Source organism: Pseudomonas sp. 9_2_1 (genome assembly GCF_059295275.1).
Genome location: NZ_CM181239.1, coordinates 147143 through 159574 on the forward strand (window position 1 = coordinate 147143; position 12432 = coordinate 159574).

Below are 12432 nucleotides of genomic sequence, written 5' to 3' on the forward strand. Positions count from 1 at the left end.
ATGAGCAGCGTTGTAGCCATCGTCAAAAGTATTGTCGGCCAGGTTATTGCGGTATCCCCAGAAGGCATCCGCCGTGTGCTCATCGAGGGTGACCGTCTGTTGTCCGGTGAGGAGGTCCTCACTGGCCCTGGTGGCGCAGTTACTTTGGAACTGGCTGATGGCCGTCTGCTTGACCTTGGCCGTGACACCCAGTGGAGTGCCGATGCTCCCGACAGCAGCACCGACCTGAGCCAGGCCACCGCACAGGCTGCGCCGTCGGTTGAAGAGCTGCAGCAGGCGATCGCTGCGGGTGTCGACCCTACTACCGAGCTTGAAGCTACTGCGGCCGGCCCGTCGGCAGCAGGCGGTGGTGGCGCGCTGGGCGGCGGCCACAGCTTCGTGATGCTTGAAGAAACCGCAGGCAGGGTCGATCCGACTGTTGGCTTCCCGACTGACGGGCTGGGCTTCGCTGCGGTATTGGACAGTGAAGAGGTTGGCCTGCTGGACACCAATGGCAACAACCTGGTGACTACGCCGACCACAGATACCAACGTTGCTACTGACCTGATTCTTGGCGCCACGCCTTCTATCAGTGAAGCGGGTGGCGTAATCGTCTATACCGCCACGGTTGGCCAGGCACCGACCACCAGCCTGGTAATCACGCTGTCAAACGGTGCCGTCATCGTCATTCCGGCCGGGCAGACCAGCGGTAGCATCAACGTCGTGGTGCCGGCGAACGATACGCCCTATATCGATGGCGGCCAGATTTCGGCGACCGTGACAGGTGCCACCGGTGGCGGTGGGTTGACTGTAACGCTGCCGCAAACGCCTGCGGTTACCCAGGTCACCGATACCATCGACAGCACCACCGCGACACTGACCGCCTCGCCAAGCGTGACCGAAGGCGGCGTGATCACCTATACCGTGACCCTGAGCAACCCTGCTCAGACGCCGGTGACCGTGACCCTGTCCAACGGCCAGACCATCACTGTTGAAGCGGGCAAGACCCAAGGCAGTGTCGACTTCCAGACCCCGGCTAACGACGTCTACAACAACGGTTCCACCGTCAGCGTCACCATCGATAGCGCCACTGGCGGCAACTTCGAGCAACTGACCCCGAACCCGACCCCTGCTCAAACCACGATCAATGATTCGGTCGATAACACCACTGCGACCCTGACCGCTTCGCCGAGTGTGACCGAAGGCGGCGTGATCACCTACACCGTGACCCTGAGCAACCCTGCTCAGACGACGGTGACCGTGACCCTGTCCAATGGCCAGACCATCACTGTTGAAGCGGGCAAGACCCAGGGCAGCGTTGATTTCCAGACCCCGGCTAACGACGTCTACAACAACGGTTCCACCATCAGCGTCACCATCGATAGCGCCACTGGCGGCAACTTCGAGCAGCTGACCCCGAACCCGACCCCTGCTCAAACCACGATCAATGATTCGGTCGATAACACCACCGCGACCCTGACCGCCTCGCCAAGCGTGACCGAAGGCGGCGTGATCACCTACACCGTGACCCTGAGCAACCCTGCCCAGACGCCGGTGACCGTGACCCTGTCCAACGGCCAGACCATCACTGTTGAAGCGGGCAAGACCCAAGGCAGTGTCGACTTCCAGACCCCGGCTAATGACGTCTACAACAACGGTTCCACCGTCAGCGTCACCATCGAGAACGCCACCGGCGGTAACTTCGAGCAGCTGACCCCGAACCCGACCCCTGCTCAAACCACGATCAATGATTCGGTCGACACCACTACCGCGACCCTGACGGCGAGCCCGTCGGTGACCGAAGGCGGCGTGATCACCTACACCGTGACCCTGAGCAACCCTGCCCAGACGCCGGTGACCGTGACCCTGTCCAACGGCCAGACCATCACTGTTGAAGCGGGCAAGACCCAGGGCAGTGTCGACTTCCAGACCCCGGCTAACGACGTCTACAACAACGGTTCCACCGTCAGCGTCACCATCGAGAACGCCACCGGCGGTAACTTCGAGCAGCTGACCCCGAACCCGACGCCTGCTCAAACCACGATCAATGATTCGGTCGATAACACCACCGCGACCCTGACCGCTTCGCCGAGTGTGACCGAAGGCGGCGTGATCACCTACACCGTGACCCTGAGCAACCCTGCCCAGACGCCGGTGACCGTGACCCTGTCCAATGGCCAGACCATCACTGTTGAAGCGGGCAAGACCCAAGGCAGTGTCGACTTCCAGACCCCGGCTAATGACGTCTACAACAACGGTTCCACCGTCAGCGTCACCATCGAGAACGCCACCGGCGGTAACTTCGAGCAGCTGACCCCGAACCCGACGCCTGCTCAAACCACGATCAATGATTCGGTCGACACCACTACCGCGACCCTGACGGCGAGCCCGTCGGTGACCGAAGGCGGCGTGATCACCTACACCGTGACCCTGAGCAACCCTGCTCAGACGCCGGTGACCGTGACCCTGTCCAATGGCCAGACCATCACTGTTGAAGCGGGCAAGACCCAGGGCAGTGTCGACTTCCAGACCCCGGCTAACGACGTCTACAACAACGGTTCCACCGTCAGCGTCACCATCGAGAACGCCACCGGCGGTAACTTCGAGCAGCTGACCCCGAACCCGACGCCTGCTCAAACCACGATCAATGATTCGGTCGATAACACCACCGCGACCCTGACCGCTTCGCCGAGTGTGACCGAAGGCGGCGTGATCACCTACACCGTGACCCTGAGCAACCCTGCCCAGACGCCGGTGACCGTGACCCTGTCCAATGGCCAGACCATCACTGTTGAAGCGGGCAAGACCCAAGGCAGTGTCGACTTCCAGACCCCGGCTAATGACGTCTACAACAACGGTTCCACCGTCAGCGTCACCATCGAGAACGCCACCGGCGGTAACTTCGAGCAGCTGACCCCCAACCTGACTCCGGCGTCGACTGTCATCAATGACAGTGTCGATACCGTCACCGTCAGCATCGTCAGCAATGGCAACGTGACCGAGGACCAGCAGCCGTCCTTCACAGTGAAAGTAAGCCAGGCACTGGACCGTCCACTGACTGTTACCCTGTCCAACGGCGACAAGGTGACTATCGAAGCCGGTAAAACCGAAGTCGAATACAAGGCCTCCGCCCAAGGCGATGATGTCATCAAGGACGCTGGCTCTCTCACCCTCAGCGTCACCGACGCCACTGTCCAGGGTGCCACCTTCGAGCACCTGGTCATCGGTGGCCCGGCTACCGTTGAAATCTCGGACACTATCAGTGAAGTCGTCGCCAGACTGACTGCTACACCTTCGGTAACCGAAGGTGGCGAGATCACTTATACCGTCACGCTGACCAACAACGACGGCCTGCCGGTGGATAACCACTCGGCGCTGTACTTCACGCTAAGCGATGGCAAGACCGTTGTTGTGGTACCCGCCAACAGCAACACCGGCTCAATTACAGTCACTGCACCAGACAACGTGTATGTTGGCGCCAACGACCCGGTCGTGAAGGCTATTGCCGACGTCAGCGGGGCAGATGCGTGGAAGTTCGAACAACTGACCCTGGACAAGACCCCGGTCAGCACCACGGTTACCGATGAGCCAGGCACGCCAGGCAATCCAAACCCGGGTGGCGGTAACGAAGGTGACATCGTCAAGGTCACCATCACGGCTGACCAGGTATCGGTCGCCGAGAATGTGAAGCCGACCTTCACCGTGCACATCAACACTGCATTGGCCAACGACTTGGTTGTGACGCTGAGCAACAACGCCCAGGTCATCATCAAGGCTGGCGAGACCAGCGTGCAGTACACCCACGATGCGCAGGGTGACGACGTCTACCAGGATGCCGGCGAAATCAGCCTGGGTATCAAGACCGCCGAAGACGCCAAGGGCACCGCTTTCGAGAACCTGCAGTTTGGCGGTGATGCGTCGGTAAAAGTTACCGACACCATCAACGAAGTTGTAGCCAAACTGACTGCCACGCCTTCGGTGAACGAAGGCGGCGAGATCACCTACACCGTCACGCTGACCAGCAAGGACGGCCTGCCGATCAACAACCATTCGGCGCTGTACTTCACCCTGAGCGACGGCAAGACGGTTGTCGTGGTGCCGGCCAACAGCAGCACCGGTTCGATCACCGTCACTGCGGCAGACAACGTGTACGCTGGCGGCAACGACCCGGTCGTGAAGGCGATTGCCGACGTCAGCGGGGCAGATGCGTGGAAGTTCGAACAACTGACCCTGGACAAGACTCCGGTCAGCACCACCGTTACCGACGAGCCGGGTACGCCAGGCAATGAAGGTGATCTGGTCAAGGTCACCATCAGCGCTGACCAGGTGTCGGTCGCCGAGAACGTCAAACCGACCTTCACCGTGCATATCAACGCACCGCTGGAGCACGATCTGGTCGTGACCCTGAGCAACAACGCACAGGTCACCATCAAGGCCGGCGAAACCAGCGCCCCGTATACCCACGACGCTCAGGGTGACGACGTTTACAAAGACTCGGGTGAAATCAGCCTGGGCCTCAAGTCCGCTGCCGATGTCGATGGCCGTACCTTCGAGAATCTGCAGCTGGGCGGTGACGCTTCGGTTCAGGTGACTGATACCACCGACGAGGTGGTGGCCAAGCTGACCGCTACCGCCTCGGTGACCGAAGGCGGCGAGATCACCTACACCATCACGCTGACCAACAAAGACGGTCTGCCGATCAACAACCACTCGGAGCTGTTCTTCAAGCTGACCGATGGCACCACGGTTGTTGTACCGGCCAATAGCACCACAGGTTCTGCAACTGCAGTCGCACCGGACAACGTCTATGTGGGCACCAACGAGCCGGTGGTCAACGCCATCGAAGCAGTCAGCGGCGCAGATGCCTGGAAGTTCGAGAACCTGACCCTGGACAAGACCGAGGTCAGCACCACCGTTACCGACGAGCCAGGTACCCCGGGCAACGAAGGGGACATCGTCAAGGTCACCATCACTGCAGACCAGGTGTCGGTTGCCGAGAACGTCAAACCGACCTTCACCGTGCACATCAACACGGTGCTGGCGCATGACCTGACCGTGACCCTGAGCAACAACGCGGTCGTGACCATCAAGGCTGGTCAGACTTCGAGCGAGCCATACGCTCACGAAGCCCAGGGTGACGACGTTTACCAGGACGCCGGCGAAATCAGCCTGGGCATCAAATCGGCTGTCGATGCCACCGGTGCAGCGTTCGAGAACCTGGAGCTGGGCAACCCTGCCTCGGTAAAAGTTACCGACACCATCGACGAAGTTGTCGCCAAGTTGACCGCTACCGCCTCGGTGACCGAAGGCGGTGAGATCACTTACACCGTGACGCTGACCAACAAAGACGGTCTGCCGATCAACAACCATTCGGAGCTGTTCTTCAAACTGACCGATGGCACCACGGTTGTTGTACCGGCCAACAGCACCACAGGTTCTGCAACTGCAGTCGCACCGGACAACGTCTATGTGGGCACCAACGAGCCCGTGGTCAACGCCATCGAAGCAGTCAGCGGCGCAGATGCCTGGAAGTTCGAGAACCTGACCCTGGACAAGACCGAGGTCAGCACCACCGTTACCGACGAGCCAGGTACCCCGGGCAACGAAGGCGACATCGTCAAGGTCACCATCACTGCAGACCAGGTGTCTGTCGCTGAAAACGTCAAACCGACCTTCACCGTGCACATCAACACCGTGCTGGCGCATGACCTGACCGTGACCCTGAGCAACAACGCGGTCGTGACCATCAAGGCTGGTCAGACTTCGAGCGAGCCATACGCTCACGAAGCCCAGGGTGACGACGTTTACCAGGATGCCGGCGAAATCAGCCTGGGCATCAAGTCGGCTGTCGATGCCACCGGTACACCGTTCGAGAACCTGGAGCTGGGCAACCCTGCTTCGGTAAAAGTTACCGACACCATCGACGAAGTTGTCGCCAAGTTGACCGCTACCGCCTCGGTGACCGAAGGCGGTGAGATCACTTACACCGTGACGCTGACCAACAAAGACGGTCTGCCGATCAACAACCACTCGGAGCTGTTCTTCAAGCTGACTGATGGCACCACTGTTGTTGTTCCCGCCAACAGCACCACTGGCTCGATCACCGTTACTGCTCCAGACAACGTGTATGTGGGCGCTAACGAGCCGGTGGTCAACGCCATCGAAGCAGTCAGCGGCGCAGATGCCTGGAAGTTCGAGAACCTGACCCTGGACAAGACCGAGGTCAGCACCACCGTTACCGACGAACCAGGTACCTCAGGCAACGAAGGTGACATCGTCAAGGTCACCATCACGGCTGACCAGGTATCGGTCGCCGAGAATGTGAAGCCGACCTTCACCGTGCACATCAACACTGCATTGGCCAACGACCTGGTTGTGACGCTGAGCAACAACGCCCAGGTCATCATCAAGGCTGGCGAGACCAGCGTGCAGTACACCCACGATGCGCAGGGTGACGACGTCTATCAGGATGCCGGCGAAATCAGCCTGGGTATCAAGACCGCCGAAGACGCCAAGGGCACCGCTTTCGAGAACCTGCAGTTTGGCGGTGATGCGTCGGTAAAAGTTACCGACACCATCAACGAAGTGGTAGCCAAACTGACTGCCACGCCTTCGGTGAACGAAGGCGGCGAGATCACCTACACCATCACGCTGACCAACAAAGATGGTCTGCCGATCAACAACCATTCGGAACTGTTCTTCAAACTGACCGATGGCACCACGGTTGTTGTGCCGGCCAACAGCACTACTGGCTCGATCACCGTTACTGCTCCAGACAACGTGTATGTGGGCGCTAACGAGCCCGTGGTCAACGCCATCGAAGCGGTCAGCGGCGCGGATGCGTGGAAGTTCGAGAACCTGACCCTGGACAAGACCGAGGTCAGCACCACCGTTACCGACGAACCAGGTACCCCAGGCAACGAAGGGGACATCGTCAAGGTCACCATCACGGCTGACCAGGTATCGGTCGCCGAGAATGTGAAGCCGACCTTCACCGTGCACATCAACACTGCATTGGCCAACGACCTGGTTGTGACGCTGAGCAACAACGCCCAGGTCATCATCAAGGCTGGCGAGACCAGCGTGCAGTACACCCACGATGCGCAGGGTGACGACGTCTATCAGGATGCCGGCGAAATCAGCCTGGGTATCAAGACCGCCGAAGACGCCAAGGGCACCGCTTTCGAGAACCTGCAGTTTGGCGGTGATGCGTCGGTAAAAGTTACCGACACCATCAACGAAGTGGTAGCCAAACTGACTGCCACGCCTTCGGTGAACGAAGGCGGCGAGATCACCTACACCATCACGCTGACCAACAAAGATGGTCTGCCGATCAACAACCATTCGGAACTGTTCTTCAAACTGACCGATGGCACCACGGTTGTTGTGCCGGCCAACAGCACTACTGGCTCGATCACCGTTACTGCTCCAGACAACGTGTATGTGGGCGCTAACGAGCCCGTGGTCAACGCCATCGAAGCGGTCAGCGGCGCGGATGCGTGGAAGTTCGAGAACCTGACCCTGGACAAGACCGAGGTCAGCACCACCGTTACCGACGAACCAGGTACCCCAGGCAACGAAGGGGACATCGTCAAGGTCACCATCACTGCAGACCAGGTGTCTGTCGCTGAAAACGTCAAACCGACCTTCACCGTGCACATCAACACGGTGCTGGCGCATGACCTGACCGTGACCCTCAGCAACAACGCGGTTGTGACCATCAAGGCCGGTCAGACTTCGAGCGAGCCGTACGCTCACGAAGCCCAGGGTGACGACGTTTACCAGGATGCCGGCGAAATCAGCCTGGGCATCAAGTCGGCTGTCGATGCCACCGGTGCAGCGTTCGAGAACCTGGAGCTGGGCAACCCTGCTTCGGTAAAAGTTACCGACACCATCGACGAAGTTGTCGCCAAGTTGACCGCTACCGCCTCGGTGACCGAAGGCGGTGAGATCACTTACACCGTGACGCTGACCAACAAAGACGGTCTGCCGATCAACAACCATTCGGAGCTGTTCTTCAAACTGACCGATGGCACCACGGTTGTTGTACCGGCCAACAGCACTACTGGCTCGATCACCGTTACTGCTCCAGACAACGTGTATGTGGGCGCTAACGAGCCCGTGGTCAACGCCATCGAAGCGGTCAGCGGCGCGGATGCGTGGAAGTTCGAGAACCTGACCCTGGACAAGACCGAGGTCAGCACCACCGTTACCGACGAGCCAGGTACCCCGGGCAACGAAGGCGACATCGTCAAGGTCACCATCACTGCAGACCAGGTGTCGGTTGCCGAGAACGTCAAACCGACCTTCACCGTGCACATCAACACCGTGCTGGCGCATGACCTGACCGTGACCCTGAGCAACAACGCGGTTGTGACCATCAAGGCTGGTCAGACTTCGAGCGAGCAGTACGCTCACGAAGCCCAGGGTGACGACGTTTACCAGGATGCCGGCGAAATCAGCCTGGGCATCAAATCGGCTGTCGATGCCACCGGTGCAGCGTTCGAGAACCTGGAGCTGGGCAACCCTGCCTCGGTAAAAGTTACCGACACCATCGACGAAGTTGTCGCCAAGTTGACCGCTACCGCCTCGGTGACCGAAGGCGGTGAGATCACTTACACCGTGACGCTGACCAACAAAGACGGTCTGCCGATCAACAACCATTCGGAGCTGTTCTTCAAACTGACCGATGGCACCACGGTTGTTGTACCGGCCAACAGCACTACTGGCTCGATCACCGTTACTGCTCCAGACAACGTGTATGTGGGCGCTAACGAGCCGGTGGTCAACGCCATCGAAGCAGTCAGCGGCGCAGATGCCTGGAAGTTCGAGAACCTGACCCTGGACAAGACCGAGGTCAGCACCACCGTTACCGACGAACCAGGTACCCCAGGCAACGAAGGCGACATCGTCAAGGTCACCATCACTGCAGACCAGGTGTCGGTTGCCGAGAACGTCAAACCGACCTTCACCGTGCACATCAACACCGTGCTGGCGCATGACCTGACCGTGACCCTGAGCAACAACGCGGTTGTGACCATCAAGGCTGGTCAGACTTCGAGCGAGCAGTACGCTCACGAAGCCCAGGGTGACGACGTTTACCAGGATGCCGGCGAAATCAGCCTGGGCATCAAATCGGCTGTCGATGCCACCGGTGCAGCGTTCGAGAACCTGGAGCTGGGCAACCCTGCCTCGGTAAAAGTTACCGACACCATCGACGAAGTTGTCGCCAAGTTGACCGCTACCGCCTCGGTGACCGAAGGCGGTGAGATCACTTACACCGTGACGCTGACCAACAAAGACGGTCTGCCGATCAACAACCATTCGGAGCTGTTCTTCAAACTGACCGATGGCACCACGGTTGTTGTACCGGCCAACAGCACTACTGGCTCGATCACCGTTACTGCTCCAGACAACGTGTATGTGGGCGCTAACGAGCCGGTGGTCAACGCCATCGAAGCAGTCAGCGGCGCAGATGCCTGGAAGTTCGAGAACCTGACCCTGGACAAGACCGAGGTCAGCACCACCGTTACCGACGAACCAGGTACCCCAGGCAACGAAGGCGACATCGTCAAGGTCACCATCACTGCAGACCAGGTGTCGGTTGCCGAGAACGTCAAACCGACCTTCACCGTGCACATCAACACCGTGCTGGCGCATGACCTGACCGTGACCCTGAGCAACAACGCGGTTGTGACCATCAAGGCTGGTCAGACTTCGAGCGAGCAGTACGCTCACGAAGCCCAGGGTGACGACGTTTACCAGGATGCCGGCGAAATCAGCCTGGGCATCAAATCGGCTGTCGATGCCACCGGTGCAGCGTTCGAGAACCTGGAGCTGGGCAACCCTGCCTCGGTAAAAGTTACCGACACCATCGACGAAGTTGTCGCCAAGTTGACCGCTACCGCCTCGGTGACCGAAGGCGGTGAGATCACTTACACCGTGACGCTGACCAACAAAGACGGTCTGCCGATCAACAACCATTCGGAGCTGTTCTTCAAACTGACCGATGGCACCACGGTTGTTGTACCGGCCAACAGCACTACTGGCTCGATCACCGTTACTGCTCCAGACAACGTGTATGTGGGCGCTAACGAGCCGGTGGTCAACGCCATCGAAGCAGTCAGCGGCGCAGATGCCTGGAAGTTCGAGAACCTGACCCTGGACAAGACCGAGGTCAGCACCACCGTTACCGACGAACCAGGTACCCCAGGCAACGAAGGCGACATCGTCAAGGTCACCATCACTGCAGACCAGGTGTCGGTCAACGAAGCGACAGAGCCGACCTTTACCATCAGCCTGAACAAGGCGCTGGACAAGCCGTTCACCGTCACCTTGAGCACGGGTGCGACCCTGACCTTCGCGGCAGGCGAGACCACCAAGTCCTACGCCGCTTCGGCGCAGGGCGAGGACGTGTTCAAGGACGAAGGCAAGATCACCGTCAGCATCACTAAAGCTGAAGTGGTCGGCGAACAACTGGAAAACCTGGAGATCGGCAAGGCGGCGACCGTGGCCGTCACCGATACCCAGAGCCCGGTCACTGCCGAACTCACGGTGGATAACACCACCGTCACCGAAGGCGGCAAGATCACCTACACCGTGACCCTGGTCAGCGCAGATCCAACCCTGCCAGTCACCAACCACAAAGGCCTGACCTTCACACTGACCGATGGCACCACCGTGACCATCAAGGCCGGTGAGTCGGTCGGCAGCACGACTGTGACTGCTCCAGACAACGTCTATGTCAACGACCCGGTCACCATCACCCAGGGGCTGACCGACGTCTCGGGCAAAGGCGCCGATCAGTTCGAGCAGCTGGAACTGGGCGCTACCAAAGTCAGCACAACTGTCACTGACGAGCCTGGTACCCCAGGCAACCCGAACCCAGGCGGCAACAACGAAGGCGACCTGGTCAAGGTCACCATCGTGGCCGATCAGGTATCCGTGAACGAGGCCACCGAGCCGACCTTCACCATCAGCCTGAACAAGGCGTTGGACAAGCCGTTCACCGTCACCCTGAGCACCGGTGCAACCCTGACCTTCGCGGCCGGCGAGACCACCAAGTCCTACGCTGCACCAGCGCAGGGCGAGGACGTGTTCAAGGACGAAGGCAAGATCACCGTCAGCATCACTAAAGCTGAGGTGGTCGGTGAGCAGCTGGAAAACCTGCAGATCGGCAAGGCGGCGACCGTGGCCGTCACCGATACGCAGAGCCCGGTCACTGCCGAGCTGACTGTGGATAACACCACCGTCACCGAAGGCGGCAAGATCACCTACACCGTGACCCTGGTCAGCGCAGATCCGACCCTGCCAGTCACCAATCACAAAGGCCTGACCTTCACCCTGACTGATGGCACCACTGTGACCATAAAAGCCGGTGAAGCTACTGGTTCGGTTACTGTAAGCGCGCCAGACAACGTCTACGTCAATGATCCGGTGACCATCACCCAGGGTCTTACTGACGTCGCCGGCAAAGGCGTCGACCAGTTCGAACAGCTGGAGCTGGGCAGCACCAAAGTCAGCACCGTAGTAACCGACGAACCGGGTACCCCAGGTAACCCAGGCGGCGAAAATGAAGGCGACCTGGTCAAGGTCACCATCGTGGCCGATCAGGTATCCGTGAACGAGGCCACCGAGCCGACCTTCACCATCAGCCTGAACAAGGCGTTGGACAAGCCGTTCACCGTCACCCTGAGCACCGGTGCAACCCTGACCTTCGCGGCCGGCGAGACCACCAAGTCCTACGCCGCTTCGGCGCAGGGCGAGGATGTGTTCAAGGACGAGGGCAAGATCACCGTCAGCATCAGCAAGGCTGAGGTGGTCGGCGAACAACTGGAAAACCTGCAGATCGGCAAGGCCGCGACCGTGGCCGTCACCGACACGCAGAGCCCGGTCACTGCCGAGCTCACGGTGGATAACACCACCGTCACCGAAGGCGGCAAGATCACTTACACCGTGACCCTGGTCAGCGCAGATCCAACCCTGCCGGTTACCAATCACAAAGGCCTGACCTTCACCCTGACCGATGGCACCACTGTAACCATCAAAGCCGGCGAAGCTACTGGTTCGGTTACTGTCAGCGCACCAGACAACGTCTATGTCAACGACCCGGTGACCATCACCCAGGGTCTGACCGACGTCGCGGGCAAAGGCGCCGATCAGTTCGAGCAGCTCGAACTGGGCGCTACCAAAGTCAGCACCCAAGTCACCGATGAGCCATCTGGCGAAGGCGACCTGGTCAAAGTCAGCATCACCGCCGATCAGGTTTCGGTCAACGAAGCGACCGAACCGACCTTCACCATCACCTTGAACAAGGCGCTGGACAAGCCGTTCACCGTGACCCTGAGCACCGGTGCCACCCTGACCTTCGCGGCAGGCGAGACCACCAAATCCTACGCTGCCCCAGCGCAGGGCGAGGATGTGTTCAAGGACGAAGGCAAGATCACCGTCAGC

General features: G+C 59.7%; 1 protein-coding gene (running past one end of the window). It reads left to right on the forward strand.

Annotation, left to right across the window (positions count from 1 at the left end):
- Positions 1-12432 carry the 5' end (the start) of an immunoglobulin-like domain-containing protein gene (locus AC5O5I_RS00675; protein WP_494511910.1) on the forward strand. 18357 nt of this gene lie beyond the right edge of the window, so the window shows 12432 of its 30789 coding nt (coding positions 1-12432); it begins with the start codon at positions 1-3; the stop codon falls past the right edge of the window.